General features: G+C 54.8%; 15 protein-coding genes and 1 tRNA gene. 6 read left to right on the top strand and 10 right to left on the bottom strand.

Annotated features, from left to right (window positions below):
• Positions 1–1,157, top strand: a 1,157-nt coding sequence (locus ACEQ15_RS00415; RefSeq protein ID WP_370276964.1) for a sensor histidine kinase, incomplete at its 5' end; no start/stop codon positions are given.
• Here ACEQ15_RS00415 and astD read toward each other — a convergent pair.
• The 8 genes from astD to glnK (ACEQ15_RS00375) form a co-directional block, all read right to left on the bottom strand.
• Entirely contained in the window at positions 1,158–2,645 is a 1,488-nt protein-coding gene (astD, locus tag ACEQ15_RS00410; RefSeq protein ID WP_370276963.1) for a succinylglutamate-semialdehyde dehydrogenase, read from the bottom strand.
• Complete coding sequence (gene astA / locus ACEQ15_RS00405; RefSeq protein ID WP_370276962.1) at positions 2,642–3,673, bottom strand: arginine N-succinyltransferase; 1,032 nt, start codon at positions 3,671–3,673, stop codon at positions 2,642–2,644. Before astA ends, astD begins: the two co-directional genes overlap by 4 nt.
• A gap of 38 nt (positions 3,674–3,711) precedes the next feature.
• Entirely contained in the window at positions 3,712–4,524 is an 813-nt protein-coding gene (locus ACEQ15_RS00400) for a DUF1338 domain-containing protein (RefSeq protein WP_370276961.1), read from the bottom strand.
• Positions 4,521–5,777: a hydrolase gene (locus ACEQ15_RS00395; protein ID WP_370276960.1), complete on the bottom strand. Its 1,257-nt coding sequence runs from the start codon at positions 5,775–5,777 to the stop codon at positions 4,521–4,523. The genes ACEQ15_RS00400 and ACEQ15_RS00395 overlap by 4 nt, the downstream gene beginning before the upstream one ends.
• The gene (locus tag ACEQ15_RS00390; RefSeq protein WP_370276959.1) at positions 5,774–7,006 is read right to left on the bottom strand and encodes an aspartate aminotransferase family protein; all 1,233 of its coding nucleotides are present in this window, start codon (positions 7,004–7,006) and stop codon (positions 5,774–5,776) included. The genes ACEQ15_RS00395 and ACEQ15_RS00390 overlap by 4 nt, the downstream gene beginning before the upstream one ends.
• A 222-nt stretch (positions 7,007–7,228) precedes the next feature.
• Complete coding sequence (glnK, locus tag ACEQ15_RS00385) at positions 7,229–7,567, bottom strand: P-II family nitrogen regulator (RefSeq protein ID WP_282352562.1); 339 nt, start codon at positions 7,565–7,567, stop codon at positions 7,229–7,231.
• A gap of 168 nt (positions 7,568–7,735) precedes the next feature.
• Positions 7,736–8,992, bottom strand: coding sequence for an ammonium transporter (locus tag ACEQ15_RS00380; RefSeq protein ID WP_370276958.1), 1,257 nt, complete (start codon positions 8,990–8,992; stop codon positions 7,736–7,738).
• A gap of 35 nt (positions 8,993–9,027) precedes the next feature.
• Entirely contained in the window at positions 9,028–9,366 is a 339-nt protein-coding gene (gene glnK, locus ACEQ15_RS00375) for a P-II family nitrogen regulator (protein ID WP_370276955.1), read from the bottom strand.
• Positions 9,367–9,663: 297 nt separating this feature from the next.
• Here glnK (ACEQ15_RS00375) and ACEQ15_RS00370 point away from each other — a divergent pair, with 297 nt between their 5' ends.
• Positions 9,664–9,924, top strand: coding sequence for an accessory factor UbiK family protein (locus ACEQ15_RS00370; RefSeq protein WP_370276954.1), 261 nt, complete (start codon positions 9,664–9,666; stop codon positions 9,922–9,924).
• Between the two features lie 89 nt (positions 9,925–10,013).
• A complete protein-coding gene (locus ACEQ15_RS00365) occupies positions 10,014–11,531 on the top strand; it encodes a YifB family Mg chelatase-like AAA ATPase (RefSeq protein WP_370276952.1) in 1,518 nt (505 codons plus the stop codon).
• Here the strand turns inward: ACEQ15_RS00365 and ACEQ15_RS00360 are convergent.
• Positions 11,506–13,218: an EAL domain-containing protein gene (locus tag ACEQ15_RS00360; protein WP_370276951.1), complete on the bottom strand. Its 1,713-nt coding sequence runs from the start codon at positions 13,216–13,218 to the stop codon at positions 11,506–11,508. The two genes, ACEQ15_RS00365 and ACEQ15_RS00360, sit on opposite strands and share 26 nt — an antisense overlap.
• A 255-nt stretch (positions 13,219–13,473) precedes the next feature.
• Between ACEQ15_RS00360 and rep the strand changes: the two genes are divergently transcribed.
• A complete protein-coding gene (rep, locus tag ACEQ15_RS00355) occupies positions 13,474–15,483 on the top strand; it encodes a DNA helicase Rep (RefSeq protein WP_370276950.1) in 2,010 nt (669 codons plus the stop codon).
• Positions 15,484–15,551: 68 nt separating this feature from the next.
• Here rep and ACEQ15_RS00350 read toward each other — a convergent pair whose 3' ends face one another.
• Positions 15,552–15,923, bottom strand: a complete 372-nt coding sequence (locus ACEQ15_RS00350; RefSeq protein ID WP_370276965.1) for a cytochrome c5 family protein — start codon at positions 15,921–15,923, stop codon at positions 15,552–15,554.
• Between the two features lie 401 nt (positions 15,924–16,324).
• Between ACEQ15_RS00350 and ACEQ15_RS00345 the strand changes: the two genes are divergently transcribed.
• Both ACEQ15_RS00345 and ACEQ15_RS00340 read left to right on the top strand, forming a co-directional pair.
• Positions 16,325–16,401 (top strand) — tRNA-Arg (locus ACEQ15_RS00345).
• Positions 16,402–16,513: 112 nt separating this feature from the next.
• On the top strand, positions 16,514–17,887 hold the full coding sequence (locus ACEQ15_RS00340) for a tyrosine-type recombinase/integrase (protein WP_370276949.1): 1,374 nt from the start codon (positions 16,514–16,516) through the stop codon (positions 17,885–17,887).
• The last annotated feature ends 1,194 nt before the right edge of the window (positions 17,888–19,081 follow it).

Genomic DNA, 19,081 nt, shown 5'->3' with positions numbered 1-19,081 from the left:
CTATTCGGCCCTGGCGTTTTGAACGTCACGGTGACTGGGATCGGGACGACCACGCTCGGCGACCACACCGCAAAGAACTCTTTGACCGTTGGAAGAAGCGTAACCTGATCCGCATTACCGATCTGGACAATGACAATCTGGTGATCGGGCCAAATGATGCATGGCCCGAGTCGTTTGAGGTGATCAGCTTTGATATGACCTCCGATCACTTGCGCAATTACCGCGTGGATGTGGCGCTTGACCTAAAACACGCGTCGATCCTGCATATTCTCCGTATCGTGATCTCCTTCCAGATCGGCTTTAAGATCCTGCTGATGTCGGGTATCGCCGCCTGTCTGGTGACCTGGATTATCGTGCGGCCGATCAACCGTCTGCGAGATCATACCCAGGCGATCTACAGCGGCGAGCTGGATACCCGAACTGACGAAGCGCTGCGCAGTCGTGGCGACGAAATCGGTGCTTTGGCCCAGGACTTTGACCGCATGGCCGAGTATGTGGAGCAGACGCTGAATACCCACCAAAAACTGATGCAGGATGTGTCCCACGAACTGCGGGCACCGCTGGCACGCCTGCAGGCCGCAGCCGGTTTGGCTGAGCAACGCTGGGGCGATGACGACAAGGTGGTACAGCGGATCATCCGTGAATGCCAACGTCTGGACGCGCTGATCGGCGAGATTCTCTCCCTCTCCAAGCTGGAGAACAGTGAAGCGGCCGGACCGGCGTTTGAGCTGAAGAATCTGCTGCAGGAGATGATCGAGGATGTGCGTTTCTCCAACGCCGGGCGCGAGGTGAATCTCAACGTCGACTGTGACTGCAAGGTGGAAGGCAGCCGGGCGCTGCTGGAGCGGGCGCTGAACAACATCCTGGGCAACGCCTGCAAACACACCGAAGAGGATGTGGCGATCGATGTGATGCTGACGGATGATGCCGACCAGTGTGTGATCACGATCCGTGACCACGGTACTGGTGTGTCCGAGTCGGCACTGGAACACCTGTTCGAGCCGTTCTACCGCAGCACCAGCAAGAACAACGGTTACGGTCTGGGACTGAGTATCGCCCAACGTGCCGTACAGCGCCTGAACGGCAGTATTGAAGCACGCAACCATCCGGAGGGTGGTCTGGAAGTGACCATCCGGGTGCCGATGGCACAGAGCTGATCAGTCGCTTTCAGCAGGTGGTGTCAGGCCCGGTGGTTGTGCCTCGGGCAACACCAGCCGTTCGCTGAGCTGGGACGCCACCGGGTAGGCGCAGTAATCCGCCGCATACCAGGCACTGGCGCGGTGGTTGCCGCTGATACCCGTGCCGCCAAACGGCAGCTTGCTGGAGGCGCCGGTGAGCGGGCGGTTCCAGTTGATCAGTCCGGCCCGCACAGTGCGGTCGAACTGGTGGAACACCTGTGGATTGTCGCTCAACACACCCGCAGACAAACCAAAGCGGGTGTTATTGGCTTCAAGGATGGCCGCATCCAGGTCGGCGACCCGGATCACCTGCAGCAGCGGACCGAAGCATTCTTTGTCCTCCCGGTCTGTTACCCCGGTTACATCGATCAATCCCGGTGTCAGGTAGGCGTATTGCGGATCCGGTCGGTGCAATGCCACCAGAGGTTCGGCGCCGTGTTCGATCAGTGCCTGCTGCATACCCATCACGTTATCCACAGCCGTATTGCTGATCATCGCCCCCATAAATGGCGCCGGTTGCAGGTTGTATGCCCCTACCTGAATCTGGCCCACCGCTTTGCGTAACGCGTCGATAAAACGGTCGCCAGCATGGTCCTTCGGTACGATCAGGCGGCGGGCGCAGGTGCAACGCTGCCCGGAGGTAATGTAGGCGGATTGGATGGTATGAAACACCGCCGCCTGGATATCCTTCACTTCGGTGACCAGCAGCGGATTGTTGCCGCCCATCTCCAGCGCCAGGATCTTCTCAGTCTGACCGGCAAATTGCTCGTGCAGGTAACAACCCGTAGTGGCACTGCCGGTGAAGTAGAGGCCATCGATCTGCGGATGGGAGGCGAGGGCCGCGCCGGTTTCCCGGTCGCCCTGTACCAAATTCAGTACTCCGTCCGGTAGCTCTGCTTTCTGCCACAGATGCACCAGCAATTCAGCGGTACGGGGCGTCAGCTCACTGGGTTTCAGCACGATGGTGTTACCCGCCAGCAGTGCGGGCATGATGTGGCCGTTGGGCAGGTGTGCAGGAAAGTTATAGGGGCCAAAGATCGCCACCACGCCGTGGGGACGGTGCTGCAGGCGGGTCGTCAATCCCGCCTGACTGTCTTCATGGCTGGGGGTGCGATCCAGGTAGGCCTGAATGGAAATCTCGGCCTTGCCCAGCAAGGCGGTGACTTCGGTTTCCGCTTCCCAGAACGGTTTGCCGGTCTCCTGGCCGATGGTGTCGGCGATCAGGGTGCGGTAGTGCTCCACCACTTCGTTGAAGCGGCGGACGTGGGCCACGCGTTGCTCGAAGGTGTGGCCCGACCAGGCGGGAAAGGCGTTGATCGCGGCCTGCACCGCATCATCGACCTGGCTGTTGGTGGCGGCGCGGCCTTTCCAGATCTGATCCCCGTTGCCCGGGTTGAGCGATTCCATCGCTGTGCCTTCGCCGGCAATCCAGTTGCCGTTGATAAACAACGATGCGACCGGGTTCATGATGTGACTCTCCCCTTCAGTTCGACAATGCGCAGGGTGTCGCCCGCGCTGACTTGCAGTGCGTCGGCGGTGGCCTGACTGATGGTGGTGATACTGCCGCTGTTGTTGATATGGGCCTTGGTACAGCGAAAATCGGCCAGGCCGGTGTTGCTGATCAGGAACTCGGGGCCAGACTCGTCAACTTCGCCGATGTGAGCCTTCTGATAGCGGCTGTTGTGGATTGCACGGATATCGTCCAGGCGGATAGCGAGGGTCGGGCCGCCGTCGAAGATATCCACATACTCTTCGTAACGGAAACCTTCACTTTCCAGCATCTTACGGGCCGGTTCCGTATTGGGGTGTACCGCACCAATCACGGCCTGTGCCTCGTCCGGCAGCAGGTGGATATAGATGCTGTGTTTGGGCATCAGCTCGGCGATAAATACCTTGTTGCCGGAGCCGGTGAGGTAGTCCGCCTCGCTGTACTCCATGGAGAAAAAGCGTTTACCCAGGCCATCCCAGAACGGCGACTGGCCCTGCTCGTCGGTGTAACCGCGCATCTCGGCAATCACCTTTTTGGCAAAGCGTTGCGGGTGCTCGGCCATAAACAGGAAGCGGCTCTTGGAGAGCAGGCTGCCGTTGGCGGAGTGACGGGCGTCGGGCTGCAGATAGAGGGTGCAGACCTCGGTGCACCCGGTGTAGTCGTTGCAGAGGTAGAGGGTGCGGAAGCTGTTGTGCACCTTGAGTTCGCGGGAGGCGTGTACCACGGTACCGATGCGGTAATGGTAAAAGGGGGAGGTCAGGCCCACGGCGGCGTCGATGCCGCAGGTGCCCACCACCTCGCCAGTGTCAGTCTCCTCCATCACAAAGAGGTAGTGCTCGGGGCCGCACTGCTGGATGTCGCTGTGCAGCGCCTTTTGGGTGGCGCTGATGCGTTGTTCGAGCAGCTCCCGGTTATCCGGCAGCGAGGTGAAGCCGGGGCCGGTGTCGATGGCGATCTGGTGCAGGATATCCAGATCGTCGGCGCAAATAGGTCGTATCACTTTCATGTGTTGCCTCCCTGATTCGCAACCTCTGAGCCGTGGGCTCAGGACTGTCGGTGAACATCGGTACTCTCAAAGATGCGGTCGGCGGAGGCCGCCACAAAACCCTGATAGAGCTGGCCGTTGGCCAGGGGATAACGTTGGGCAAACTCGTAGTAGCAGCCGGGAATCTCCATATTGCGGTCGCTGAACGGTACCAGGATCGGTTTCGCCAGGGTGGCGGACTGCTCCAGGAACTCTTCCGGGGAGCCTTTCACCAGACCACCTGCGTTGTTGAGCTGGATACCCTGCTGCAGCAGGAAGTCGTTCACCGCGTCGATAGAGCGGTGCGACTGCAGAGCATTGACCAGGATGGTGAAGTGGCTGGGGCGGTAACCGAAGGCGCACATCCAGGCGGCATACTCGCTTTCGCTGAGCAACTGCTGATACATATCGGAGTTCAGCGACCAGTGACGACCGGAGTAGCAGAAGCCAGGCGCCGCGATGGCGTCATCCGGGATTTGGCTGACACTCTGATGGATGATCTCGGCGGCATTGTTAGACAGCTGGTCCACATGGAGCTCGCTGATAAACAGCTTGGGCAGGGTGCTGTCCGGATGCTCAAAATGTTCGGCAAACAGTTTCTTCACCGGGAAGTAATATTCTCCCCGGGGTTTGTAGCCACCTTCGACAAAGGGTCTGGCGATCGCCCGGATGTTTACCCTTGGCAGGTCGAAGGTGCGCAGCGCGATATGGTCATTGATGATGGTGGGGTTGCGTTCGGCAAACAGCTGGTGGATCCGGCGCGCATCGGGATTGAGCTTGAGGAAATCCTGCCACATCGCGTCCAGCAGGCTGCGCAAGTCGTCAGTGTTCATCGCTGTACCTCCCGCTCGGCGAGACTGTCAGGTAATCCACCGTGGGCCAGGGTGATCAGCAACAGGGCGCTGAGCTTGGCGCGCTCGGTCAGGCTGTCGAGACAGATAAATTCGTCGGGGCTGTGGATAAGTCCGCCGCGTACCCCCAGCGTATCGATGTTGGGCAGGCCGTGAGTGCTGAGGTTATTGCCGTCACATACACCACCAGTGGACTGCCAGTTCAGATCCAGGTTTAACTGATGGCCACAGCTCTGCAGCAGGCTGTAGAGCTCGACATGGGCATCGTCCAGCACCTTGGGCATACGGCCAAAACTGCCGTGCAGGCTGGCGTTAAATCCTTCGGCCTGGTTGATGGTCAGTTGCACGTTTTCCAGCTGGGTCAGGCACCAGTCGGCATCTTCCGGCTGACGGATACGCACGTTGAATTTCACCACACAGCTGTCCGGCACCTGGTTGGTGGTGGTCCCGCCAGCGATGATTCCGGTGTTGAGGGTCAGGCCTTCGCGGGCGCCGTTGATCCGCTCCAGCAGCGTTATGGCGTGGGCGGCGGCACTGATAGCGTTGCGTCCCTCCTCAGGGTTGCGACCGGCGTGGGCGCTGCGGCCGCCGATGCTCAGGGTAAAGTTGCCGCTACCTTTGCGACCCCCCGCCAGATTGCCATCGGGCAGGGCCGGTTCATACAACATACCCAGGTGGTGGCGGGGTGCTTCGCGCGCAAACCAACCGGCGGAGCCGGGCGAACCCACCTCCTCGTCGGGGTTGAGCAGCACCGTCCAGCCCACGTTGTAGTGGTCCGGGTGCTGTTCCAGCGCTTCCAGGGCGCAGAGCATCACCAGAATACCGCCCTTCATATCGGCCGCACCAGGGCCGTTGAGGGTGTTCTTGTCCAGGTAGGTGCTTTTCTGGAAGCCCGATTCTGCACCAAAGACCGTGTCTAAGTGGCCGGAGAGCAGTACCTGAATGGGGGCGTCCGGGCGTTTGCGGATGCGCCATAAGCTGCCCAGCTCCTGCTCCACCACTTGTCCCTGCATGTCGACGCGCTGCCAGGGATCGAGGCTGAACTTATCCACTGCCGCTTCCAGGCGATCGGCAAAGAGCGCTGCAAAGTATTCGCCCACCCGGTCGATCCCCACCGGATTGTGACTGCCGCTGTTGATGCTGACCAGTTCCAGCAGGCGATCCTCCATCCAGGCACGACGCTGATCCAGCCATTGCAGTATCGGTTGGGCGCTCTCGTGCAGTTCAGGTTTCATGCGTCACTCTCCTCGCTGTGCTCTTCGCGGAACTGGGCCATGGCAATACCAAAACGTTTCAGACCCTCATCGATATCTTCGGGAGGGATAATCAGGGAGGGGGCCATACGCACCACGTTGGGGCCGGCGATCAGGACCATCACGCCCACCTCCTGCGCTTTGACCAACAGGTCGCGAGCCAGACCTTTCCAGCGATCGCGCAGCTCGCAGCCGATCAGCAGGCCTTCGCCGCGGATCTGGTGGAACAGATGACAGCGTTCGTTGAGTTCGTCGAGATTGTCCATAAACAGCAGGTGGCGTTCGCGCACGCCGTCCAGCAGTTTCTGATCGTTCACCAGATCCAGCACCTTGGAGGCCACGCTGCAGGCGAGTGGATTACCGCCGTAGGTACTGCCGTGGGTGCCGATACCCATCACGCTGGCCACCTGATCATTACAGAGCATGGCGCCGATCGGGAAACCGCCGCCCAGGGCCTTGGCGGTAGTCAGGATGTCTGGTGTCACTCCCAGCTTCTGGTAGGCATAGAGTTCACCGGTACGGCCCACCCCGGTCTGGATCTCGTCGAAGATCAGCAGGGCATTGTTTTCGTCACACAGTTCGCGGGCACGGCGTACAAAATCGTGGTCGGCGGGAATGATGCCTGCCTCGCCCTGGATCGGTTCCATGATTACTGCGCAGGTGTGGTGGGAGATGCGGGTATCCAGCGCGTCGATATCGTTATAGGGCAGGTGGGTGATGCCGCCAGGTGTAGGGCCAAACCCCTGACTGTATTTCGGCTGGCCGCCGGTGCTGACGGTAAACAGGGTGCGGCCATGGAAGGCGTTATTAAAGGCGATGATCTCGTGTTTGTCGGCACTGAAGGTTTCGACCGCCCAGTGTCGTGCCGCTTTTAACGCGGCTTCGTTGGCTTCTGCCCCGGAGTTGGCAAAGTAGACCTTGTCGGCAAAGGTCAGCTGACACAGCTGCTGTGCGAGCTTCAGCGCCGGTTCGTTGGTCCACACGTTGCTCAGGTGCCAGAGGGTTTTCGCCTGGTCGGTGAGTACCTTGACCAGTTCAGGATGGCAGTGGCCCAACGCATTTACGGCAATGCCACCGGCAAAATCGATGTAGTTGCGTCCGTCCTGATCCCAGAGATGCGAACCCTCGCCACGCACGGGAATAACCGCGCTAGGGGCGTAATTGGGCATCATCACTTCGTCAAACGTCTGGCGGTTGAATACGTGAGTCATCCGGCACCTCCTTCAATGGGGCGATACCCTCAGTTTAGACTCAGATTGATTGGGTAAGTTGTTGTTTGTTTAAAAAGGGGACAACGGCGGGGAACGGCGTACGAACGGTGGGGAACGTCCGTCAACGTTCATGACTACGGAAGTAAACATTGGAATAGCTGCCGAACAGGCACAAAAAAAGCACCCATCTGGGTGCTTTTTCGAGAATACGGGGGCGTATGCTTACAGCGCGTCCGGACCGCTTTCGCCGGTACGGATACGGATAACCTGCTCCAGCGGCATAACGAAGATTTTGCCGTCGCCGATTTTGCCGGTGTTTGCAGTAGAAGCGATCGCTTCGATAACCTGATCAACCATGTCGTCGTCCACTGCCACTTCGATTTTTACTTTTGGCAGGAAATCCACAACGTACTCTGCACCACGGTACAGTTCGGTGTGACCCTTCTGACGACCGAATCCTTTTACTTCAGTAACGGTTACACCCTGGATACCGATTTCGGACAGAGCTTCACGCACGTCATCCAGTTTGAACGGTTTGATTACCGCGCTGACCAGCTTCATAACGTTCTCCTATTATGTCTTCTTGTCGCCCTCTGGGGGCGCGAGACAATTAATACTCAAAAGCAAGTTTTGACCTAGTATACCCACAATTCGTCAACTTTGCTCAGAGCTGATTATAAAAACAGCAAAAGGGTGCCGAAGCACCCTTAAAGTATTGAGCGGATTGGATTACTTAGCGGAAGTGAATTCCGGATAAGCTTCCATACCACACTCCGCCAGGTCTACACCTTCGTACTCTTCCTCTTCGGATACGCGTACACCCATCACTGCTTTGATTGCCAGCCATACCACCAGGCTTGCTGCGAATACCCAACCGAAGATGGTCAACGCACCGATGATCTGGCCAGAGAAGCTCACGTCACCGTTGGTTACCGGTACCAGCAGCAGACCCAGCAGACCTACAACACCGTGTACGGAGATCGCACCAACAGGGTCATCGATCTTCACTTTATCCAGCGCCAGGATGCTGAATACGACCAGCGCACCACCCAGAGCACCGAACAGGGTCGCCTGCAGGGCAGTTGGAGTAGAAGGCTCTGCAGTGATCGCTACCAGGCCAGCCAGCGCACCGTTCAGTGCCATAGTCAGGTCCGCTTTGCCGAACAGCAGGCGAGCTACGATCAGTGCGGCAACCACACCACCGGCAGCAGCGGCGTTGGTGTTCATGAATACAACAGCTACAGAGTTCGCGTTAGACACATCGGAAGTCGCCAGTACGGAACCACCGTTGAAGCCGAACCAACCCAACCACAGTACAAAGGTACCCAGGGTGGCCAGCGGCAGGTTCGCACCTGGAATCGCGTTCACAGAACCGTTCTTACCGTATTTGCCTTTACGCGCACCCAGTACCAGAACACCAGCCAGAGCAGCAGCTGCACCTGCCATGTGTACGATGCCGGAACCTGCGAAGTCAGAGAAGCCCAGGTCGCCCAGGTTGTACATACCGAATACGTCGTTACCACCCCACGTCCAAGAACCTTCCAGTGGGTAGATGATACCGGTCATCACGACTGCAAATGCCAGGAAAGACCACAGCTTCATACGCTCAGCAACCGCACCGGATACGATGGACATTGCAGTTGCTACGAATACCACCTGGAAGAAGAAGTCAGCAGATGGCGCGTAGGTTGCTGGCTCTTCAGCACCGGTGAAACCGTCGCCGGTGATGCCGCTCAGCAGGTATTCGCCGCCGTACATGATGGCGTAACCGGATACCAGGTACATGGTGCAGGAGATCGCGTACAGGGCGATGTTCTTAGTCAGGATCTCGGTGGTGTTTTTCGCACGTACCAGACCCGCTTCCAGCATGGCAAAACCTGCTGCCATCCACATTACCAGGGCACCACACACCAGGAAGTAGAAGGTATCCAGTGCATACTTAAGCTGGGTTACGTCGCCAGCTGTTGAATTCAGAAGTTCTTCCATTGGTAAGTTCTCCAGAAAATCTTAAAAAGTTGGGATTAAAGTGCTTCGTTGCCGGTTTCACCGGTACGGATACGGATCGCTTGCTCCAGCGGCAGAACAAAAATCTTGCCGTCGCCGATCTTGCCGGTCTGAGCTGCTTTGCTGATCGCTTCTACAACCTGGTCTACCAGTTCGTCAGCTACAGCTGCGTCTACGCGCACTTTTGGCAGAAAGTCCACAACGTACTCTGCGCCTCGGTACAGTTCGGTGTGACCTTTCTGACGGCCAAAACCTTTTACTTCACTCACAGTGATGCCGGCGATGCCGATCTCTGAAAGCGCTTCCCTGATGTCGTCCAATTTGAACGGCTTGATAACCGCAGATACCAATTTCATTTGTGTTATCCCCCGATACTCTGTTTATGCTGCAAGCTGATGTCGCAGCCCAAATGAATCAATTGATTTGCTCTGTGTACTGCGAGGGTTGTGCCATGTTTTGAAAAATCCTTTTAAAACAGGGTGTTGAGAAAATGTAGGGCTGTTTGCTGGGTGTTAAAGCCCGATTTGGGGGCATAGAGCTGTGTGCAGGCAGTGCACAATCGGGGTGCGTGCACCAAAGTAGTGCGCTCCCCAATAGTGCGTCGTAACCTGCTATAGTCGGGATCTGAGAAATGCATATTTTTGAGGCACACAATGATTAACCAGAAACTGATCGATGGGTTGAGTGAACAGTTTTCCCAGTTGATGTCCGGGAACGCGAACCTGCCGGGTGAAGAAGTGATGAAAGAGCAGGTGAGTGCGATCCTGCAGGGCACCTTTAATCGCCTGGATCTGGTCACCCGTGATGAGTTCGATGCACAGAAAGCGGTGCTGATGCGCACCCGTGAAAAGGTCGAGCAACTGGAAGCACTGGTTACCGAAATGGAGCAGAAGCTGTCCGAGCGCGACGCCTGACCGATTGATCTAAACAGTACCGGCCGGTTGATAACGGATTCTGTCGCCACCGGTACTGCCTACATTGTTTCTCCAAGGAAGGATGTTCTATGTCTCTTGCCGTAGTCCGCACCCGCGCCCAGGTGGGTGTCCAAGCCCCAGAAGTCACCGTTGAAGTACACCTGTCCGGTGGCTTGCCTGCACTGTCTATTGTTGGTTTGCCTGAAAAAGCGGTGAGTGAAAGCCGCGAACGGGTGCGCAGTGCCCTGATCAACTCCGGTTTTACCTTCCCCCAACGCCGTATCACCATCAACCTGGCCCCGGCGGATCTGCCTAAAGAGGGTGGCCGCTATGACCTGGCGATCGCCATTGGCATCCTGGCCGCCAGCCAGCAGATTCCGATGGAAGCGCTGGAGCAGCGCGAGTTTCTGGGGGAGCTGGCATTATCCGGACAAGTGCGTCCGGTACGGGGTGTGCTGCCGGCGGCGATCCGTTGTGATGAGCGGGAACATAGCCTGATCCTGGCGGAAGAGAATGCACCGGAAGCGGGCATTGTGCGTAACCTGGCGATCTACCCGGTCAACCACCTGCTGCAGCTGGTAGCGCACCTGATGGGTAGCGAACCGGTCGCCCGATACACGGCTGAACACGACGCTGTGCACGGTGTACCGAGCTATCCCGATCTGCGTGATGTAAAAGGCCAGAGCAAGGCCAAGCGCATGCTGGAGATCGCGGCCGCTGGCCAGCACAACCTGATTTTGGCCGGTCCGCCCGGTAGTGGAAAAAGCATGCTCGCCAACCGCCTGCCCGGCTTACTTCCGTTGATGGAGGAACAGGAGCGGCTGGATGTGGCTGCTGTGTATTCGGTGGCAGGGGCTGGCGGGGATGTAATCAGCGGGCGGCGTCCGTTTCGGGCCCCGCACCATACCGCTTCAGCCGTGGCGCTGGTGGGCGGGGGTAGCAGTCCGCGCCCCGGTGAAATCTCGTTAGCGCATCAGGGCGTTTTGTTTCTGGATGAACTGCCCGAGTTCAGCCGCAAGGTGCTGGAGGTGCTGCGTGAACCGATGGAATCGGGCGAGATTCTGATCTCTCGGGCCGCACGCCAGTGCAGTTTCCCAGCACGCTTCCAGATGGTCGCCGCCATGAACCCCTGCCCCTGTGGATATTTCAACGACGGCAGTGACCGTTGCCGGTGCAGCCCCGATATGGTGCGCCGTTATCAGGACAAAATCTCAGGTCCGTTGCTGGACCGTATCGATATGCAGTTGTGGGTGAATGCGATCTCCAAAGCGGAGATGCTGGAGCACACCGGCAGTAACGAAAGCAGCGCCCAGGTACGTGAGCGCGTGGTGGCGGCGCGGCAGCGTCAGATTGAACGGCAGGGTTGCTGCAATCAGGCGCTGGATGGCCCGGAACTGGAAAAGGTTTGCGCGATCAGTGAGGAAGACAAGTTACTGCTGGTGAATGCGTTGGAGAAGATGCAACTGTCGGCCCGTGCCTTTCACCGAATCTTGCGGGTGGCGCGTACCATTGCCGATCTGACGGGGGCCGAGCAGGTGGAAACCGCACATCTGTTGGAGGCGCTGAGTTACCGACGCGGGCTTATGCCTTCTCAAGCATCCGCATAAATTCCTTGAACGGTACCGGCGGGCCGTACAGGTAACCCTGCACCTGGTCACAGTCGTTCTGCATCAGCCAATCCAGCTGGGCGGTGTTTTCCACGCCTTCGGCAACCACTTTCTTATCCAGGCTGTGGGCCAGATTGATAATGGCTCTCACGATTTCGGCATCGTTGGGATTATCGGCCACGTTGCGGATAAAGGAGCGGTCGATTTTCAGGGTGCTGATCGGTAGTTTCTGCAGCAGCGCGAAGGAGGAGTAGCCGGTGCCAAAGTCGTCCAGGGCAAAATCGATGCTCAGGTTGGACAACTCCTGTAGGCAGTAACCCACATGCTGCTCGTCACTGATCAGGGCCGATTCGGTCAGCTCAAATTCCAGAAACGCGCTGTTGATCTCATTCTGGCTGATAATGCGGTGAATAGTGTGGGGCAGGTTGCTGTCCTGGAACTGGCGGAACGACAAGTTCACACTGATGCGGCAGTCGTCGTAGCCCTCAAGCTGCAGCGTTTTCAGCTTCATCCCCGCCTGGTGGATCGCCCAGTAGCCGATCGGGATGATCATGCCGTTGCGTTCTGCCAGCGAGATAAATTCGCCCGGCATGATCAGGCCCCGCTTGGGGTGGCGCCATCGGATCAGCGCTTCGGCACCGGCGATTTTGCCGGTCTTCAGGTCGATCTGTGGCTGGAAGAACAGCTCAAACTGGTTGGCGCGCAGGGCAAAGGCCAGTTCTGGCTCCAGCTCGCTGGCCACACTCTCTTGCTGGTCAAACGCCGGATCGTAGATGCGGTAGGTGCCGGGATGTTCCTGTTTTGCCTGCAGGCGTGCCATGGCGGCACGACGGATCAGTTCGTCCAGCTCCACCGCTGTTCCCGGTTGGCAATAGGCGACACCGATACTGCCGGGCAGTATGGAACGGCGATTGGCAGCGCGAAACGGCATGTTGGTCTGCGGCAGCAGGCTTTTAAGTTGCTGGCGGGTGAGGTCGTGCAGATCCTCATCCGGGGTACAGGTCAGCGTGATGGCAAACTCGTCATTGCCCAAGCGGTGGATACTTTGTGCGTTAGGGGCGGCGCTCAGCAGGCGGTCGCGCAGCTGTACGATCACCTCGTCCGCGGCTTTGGGGCCACACTGGCCGTTAAATTTGCTGAAGCCGTCCAGATCAACGGTCAGCAATGCGATCTGCTGCTTGCCGTCCTGAACCTGGCTGATCAGCTGCATAATGTTTTGGTAGAAGCTACGTCGGTTACCAAGGCCGGTGAGGGGGTCGGAGTTACGCAGCAGGTTGATCTCGGCCTTGTCGTTGTGAGCGTCACGGGCATAACGGAAGGCGCGTAACACCGCTTCTGGGCTGGTCTGGTCAAGTGAAATAAAATCACTCGCACCCTGACGGATCAGTGCATCACCCTGGTCGCTGTTGATCGCCGGAGCCAGTACAATGATCGGCTGCGTAGGCAACTGGGCAGTAAGCACACGCAAGCCCTGGAAGGCACTGTTGTCAAAGTGGCCCAGACTTAAAAGAACAATATCGTCTGCATTCAGTGGTTCGGCGGTTAAAGCCTCCAGTGTACTGAAGCAGTGCAGATGCTGAGCGGTCAGGCCCAGAGTTTCTTGCAATCGGGTGCAGCAACCACTGACGCCATCGATCAGCAGTAACCGAGGCTGGGTGCTTTTAAGCTGTTTGGGTGCCGATAACATCGGGCGTGTCCCCCTTTACGCCTAGGGTTATGGGCTGAACGGAGCCATGCTGTAGCAATGCGAACATGTCATAATTGCGATCCGGCGATAGCTGCATCATATATTGTTCTTGAACAGGATTTCAAACGAACGTTTTAATTTGTTTGTTCTCAGTGTGTTATGTGTCAATTTCTGTTTAAACGACCATCAGAAGTTACCTTTTTTGAATTGATAATCAAGTACTTGTTTTTACTTAATTTCCGGAGCGCTGTGTAAATGGCTCGATTAAACCCCCGTCAACAAGAGGCGGTTAACTACATCAGTGGACCGTTGCTGGTACTGGCCGGCGCCGGTTCAGGCAAGACCAGTGTAATCACCCGGAAAATTGCCTACCTGATCAATGAGTGTGGCTACGGTGCACACAATGTGGCGGCGGTGACCTTTACCAACAAGGCGGCACGCGAGATGAAGGAGCGTGTGTCGGCGTTGCTGGTGGGTAAAAATAGCAAGGGCCTGACGGTCTCCACCTTCCACAACCTCGGTCTCAATATCATCCGCAAAGAGCACAAGGTGTTGGGTTTTAAACCGGGCTTCTCGATCTTTGACGACCAGGACAGCAAGGCGCTGCTGAAGGACCTGATGCTGCACAACGGCGAAGACACCGATCAGGTGGACGCGGTGCTGCACCAGATCTCCAACTGGAAGAACGACATGGTGGAGCCGGAGCAGGCGCTGTCCACCGCGCAGCTGCCCAACGACATTCTGGCTGCACGAGCCTACGAGGCCTACAACAGCCACCTGCGTGCCTACAATGCCGTCGATTTTGATGACCTGATCCTGATCCCGGTAAAACTGTTCGCCAATCACCCGGACGTGCTGGAGCGCTGGCAGAACAAGATCCGTTACCTGCTGGTGGATGAGTACCAGGACACCAACCTCTCCCAGTACCGTCTGGTGCGTCAGATCGTCGGTCACCGCGGTGCTCTGACCGTGGTAGGTGACGACGACCAGTCGATCTACGCCTGGCGTGGTGCGCGTCCGGAAAACCTGGTGCAGCTGAACGAAGACTTCCCGTCGCTGAAGGTGGTGAAGCTGGAGCAGAACTACCGCTCGACCAGTCGTATCCTGAGAGCGGCCAACACCCTGATCGCCAACAACCCCCACGTGTTTGAGAAAACCCTATGGAGTGAGATGGGCGTGGGTGACGAACTGCGAGTTATCCACACCCGTAACGAAGACGCCGAGTGTGAACGGATCGCCACTGAAATTCTTGATCAGCATCTGCGTAAGAAGATTCAGTTTAAGGACTTTGCCGTGCTCTATCGCGGTAACTTCCAGGCGCGTCTGATGGAGATGAAGCTGCAGTCCTACCAAGTGCCGTACAAACTGAGCGGCGGCACCTCCTTCTTCGCCCGTGCCGAAATCAAGGACCTGATGGCCTACCTCAAGGTGCTGGTGAACCCGGATGACGACAACGCCTTCCTGCGTATCATCAATCTGCCACGCCGTGAAATCGGACCGAGCACCCTGCAGAAACTGGGGCAGTACTCGGTTGAGCGCCAGATTGGTATGTTCGCGGCCTGTGAAGAACTGGGTCTGGAACAGGTGTTGCCACCGGCAGCGGTGGACCGTCTGCGCCGCTTCTGCAAATGGATGAACTACATCTACAAAAAGAGCGAGCAGGGTGACCCGATCGAAGCGGTGCGTGAATTGATCAAGGATATTGATTACGAAGGCTGGATCCGCCAGAACAGCTCCAGCGAGGCGATGGGTGACAAACGCATCCAGAATGTCTGGTTCCTGGTCGACTCCCTGCGCAATACGCTGGAACGACTGCAGGAAGACGATCCGGATGCGGGTCTGAAGGAAACCATCGCCCGTCTGCTATTGCTGGATATGCTGGACCAGCAGCAGGAGGACGAAGACGACAACCGCGTACAGCTGATGACCCTGCACGCCTCCAAGGGGCTGGAGTTTCCACACGTGTTCCTGATGGGAATGGAGGAGGAGTTGCTGCCGCACCGTAACAGCATCGAGACCGACAACATCGAGGAGGAACGTCGTCTGGCCTATGTAGGGATCACCCGTGCCCGTCAGACGCTGACCATGACCCTGGCCAACCAGCGTAAGCAGTACGGGGAAGTGGTGGATTGTGCTCCGAGCCGGTTCCTGGCGGAATTGCCGCAGGAAGACCTGGCGATTGAGGGCGGTGCCGAAACGTGTCCGGTGCGTAACCGCAACCGTGGACGGGAAACCTTGTCGAGCCTGCTGGATAGCTTTGACTGATTCCAAACGCCAGACACAAAGAAGGCCGCTTGATAGCGGCCTTCTTTTTGACGCGGGCTAAGTCGATCTTACTTAGCGCTGTCCAGCATGTACTGGATAGATCCTTCGATCTCTTCGTCAGAACAGTCAGCACAAGTACCACGTGGTGGCATTGCGTTGATACCGTTGATTGCGTTCGCCAGCAGGGTTTCCATGCCTTTCGCAGCGCGGTCAGCCCACTCGGAAGTGCCGTACTTAGGAGCACCAGCAACACCAGTACCGTGACAAGCAGCACACTTAGTGTTGTAAACGTCTTCAGCAGAACGCGCACCGCCGGATGCAGCAACTGCAGGAGCGCCACCGCAAGTGTCATCGCCTTCTACGCAGACAGAGCCTACCGCTTTGATACGCTCAATAATTTTTTCTTCTTCAGTAGCCGCCTGAACGGAAGTGGCCAGCATAAAGCCCAGCCCCAGAGCGCACAGCATAGAAGCAATTTTCTTCACAGTTACGACCTCACAATCATCCTAAATTTAAAATTATTTCGCAGTCTGGCCTACCGGATGCCCCTCACGAGCGTGTGCAGACTCCACTGCGCAAAACTTGATCGGCGGGCATTATAACGGTAAATACGCACAACGGAAACGGGGCTTTGGCAAAGGTATAAGAGGAATCGCTGCAAAGCAGCAATTCTCACCCTCTTTCTGTGCGAAATTTGACCTGGATTAATCGCCTGATCCGCAATGCTGTACGCGCTTTAATCAGCAAAGGATCAATCCGTAACCAGCCTTCCTCTGTGGGAACAAACACTTGGCAAATGGACCGCAGATACGTAACATTAGCGCCCTGCAAACACTTCCTGGCGCCTGTAGCTCAGCTGGATAGAGTAGCAGGTTCCGATCCTGTTGGTCGGGGGTTCGAATCCCTCCAGGCGCGCCATTTTTTCTCTTTGGTTCAATGTTAAGTCATTGAACTATAAGAGAAACCTTTATTCATACCTTTCTTCGGTGGTTACAAAGCAGGTTACAAACCTTGTGATCTGGGGTAGCGTATGCGTGGGTTTCAACTATCCACTTCTGGTTGTTTTATCGTGACAGTAAAGTATCTGAAACAACGACCATCTGGACTTTATTTCTTTCGTAAGGGTATTCCTGTGGATCTTAGGGAGTACTATGAGGGCAAAAGAGAGCTGGTTTATAGCCTTCAAACAAAAAACGAGGCTGAAGCGGTTAAACGAGTTCAGAGGTTATCGAAACAGTATGAGGACCAGTTTAGGCAGTTAAGGAGTACTGCCGAAAGGGACAAAGCTGTAAAGGAACTCAAGAAGTTTGGACTGGAAGATGCGCCTTTAGATCGGCAAACGGTCTTTAGAAATGGCTCTGACCCATATGAGGACGGAAGCCCTTTTTCTGAGATGATAGAAGAGTATTCTATGATCGCGGATGCTGGTGGTTATTTCGATGACACGCGTTTAGTACCATCACAACGTAGAGCTTTACAGATCCTAAAACGAGAAGAAAAATTTACATTAGAAGATGTTAAGCAAAGAGCGTTGGTGAAAGTTTCTGGAAATAAGAAAAAAGAAGGCGAGATAAAACGATTCTTTAAATATTTTCATAATGGGAATCTATGTGGTGTTATTGATGACATCAGACCAAGAGATGTTGTCGATGCAGTTGATGCGCTACTAAGTGAAGGTAAAAAGACCACTACTATCAAAAAAGCTTTAGGTAGTGTTAGAAAGCTATTTAGAGAATTTTCGCTTGAGAATGATGTTAGGGTCGATAATCCGTTCAATAATATACCAATCCCAGGATTGGGTAAGGACTCTAAGAAGCGTAAAGCCTGTGATTACGCAGAAATAAAGAAACTGAAGGAAGCTATAGAACTAAATCTTGATGTGGTCTCTGCTCAAATATCGGGGCTTCTCTTCAATACAGGGTGTCGTTGTGGGGAGGTCAGTGGATTGCTGCTAGAAGATCTCCACTTAGATTCTGATGTGCCTTATGTCAGGATAAAGGACAATGATCGAAGGGAATTGAAAACCAAAAAATCCGACCGTCATGTGCCTTTAATTGGTCTTAGCTTAGAAGCTGCTAAGGCGGTAAAGTCCAAGGCTTCCGAAAACCAGATCTATGCTTTCCCTAAATATCATCGTGATGGTGTTTTTAAGAATGATAATGCAAGTGCTGCTGTGAATGGCTGGTTGAAGAACCACGTTGTTGGTTGTACCTCTCATTCATTTCGTCACACTCTAAAAGATCGGATGTATGAGGCCGGTATACCAAAGCCTGAGATAGAAGATTTACAGGGGTGGGTTTCGGGAAAGATGGTGGATTACTATGGTAAAAGCAAAGGTCTAAGGCGCCTTCAAAAAGTACTTTTGAAAATGGAAGAGTATGAGGGGTCTAATGGGTTATTGTAATTCTTTATATAAGGCCAGATGATGCTCAGGTTTGTATTGTAAAGAGGTTTGGTCTAAGGAGTTCTATATTATATATTGGTCTGTATGGGCTGATTTTTATAAAAATCTCATAAAGGGAATATGATGAGTAGAAAATTGATAATTATTTTTTCTTTTTTGTTGATGTCACTGGTGCTTGTGACGCAGGTGACATTTTTCGTAATACAACCAATTGGAGTAGTGCCAGAAGGGCGAACTTTGGTTATGTTACGGATGAATAAGACTGAGCTTGTCGATAGCGCAGATGGAGTATGCGAGAGGGAGATGGGAGGTGTTAGTTTGCTGTGTCGTGCTATGGTGATGTCTGCAATCGTAGATAAAGGGACTGTTCTTTTAAAGTTGCCATATAGTAGTGTTCTTTACAATTTTTCAACTGATGGAAAGGTATACGATAGATAATATGGATGTTTTGATAATAGCAGTTGTCATAGGCCTAATACCGGCAATGATTGCACGTACTAAAGGTAAGTCTTTTAGCTTTTGGTGGCTATATGGTGCATTGTTTTTCATTGTGGCTTTACCTCATGCACTTATTATGTCCACAGACCAGAAGTCTGTCGAGGCTAAGAAATTATTGGAAGGTATGAAGAAGTGTCCGTTTTGTGCGGAACTTGTCAAGGAAGAAGCGAAGATATGTAGATATTGCAAGAATGAGTTTTAATGCTTTGTCTGAATGTTATTACTGGCTTGTGCGTTATCGTTGACATAAGTTAAAAGGGAGGTGCAAAGCCTCCCTTTTTGTGGGTGATGTTACATAAAATATAATCGTTATGGGTTTTTCATCTTTACTGCCAGAGTGGTTTCACCATTTTCTAGAAGAGAATCAATGGTGACTGATCCAGCTTTTAGGTAGAGACTCTCACCGGTTTCAAAAGTTGCATTTAAGCCTTGGTATGGCTTGTACTTTTTGCTTTCCTTGTCCCACATATATGTTGAAAAAGAATAAAGTCGTATGGGATCTTTCGTATCGTTAAGTAAGTTTATGTATAGGCTGAATTCCATTTCTTTATTGTCGTTAACCCATATTTTTCATGAAGGTATATACGAAAACGGCTGAAAGCCCTATGGTTATTGGTGTCTATACAATTCCCACAAGCCATCAGCCGTTTACAAAATGGTACCACATACTTTTCAATTTTCATCCCTTTCCCGCCG

Source organism: Pontibacterium sp. (assembly GCF_964228735.1).
GTDB lineage: Bacteria > Pseudomonadota > Gammaproteobacteria > Pseudomonadales > Balneatricaceae > Pontibacterium.
The sequence above is the reverse complement of the archived record's forward strand: the minus strand, read 5'-3'. Positions and strand labels throughout refer to the sequence as shown.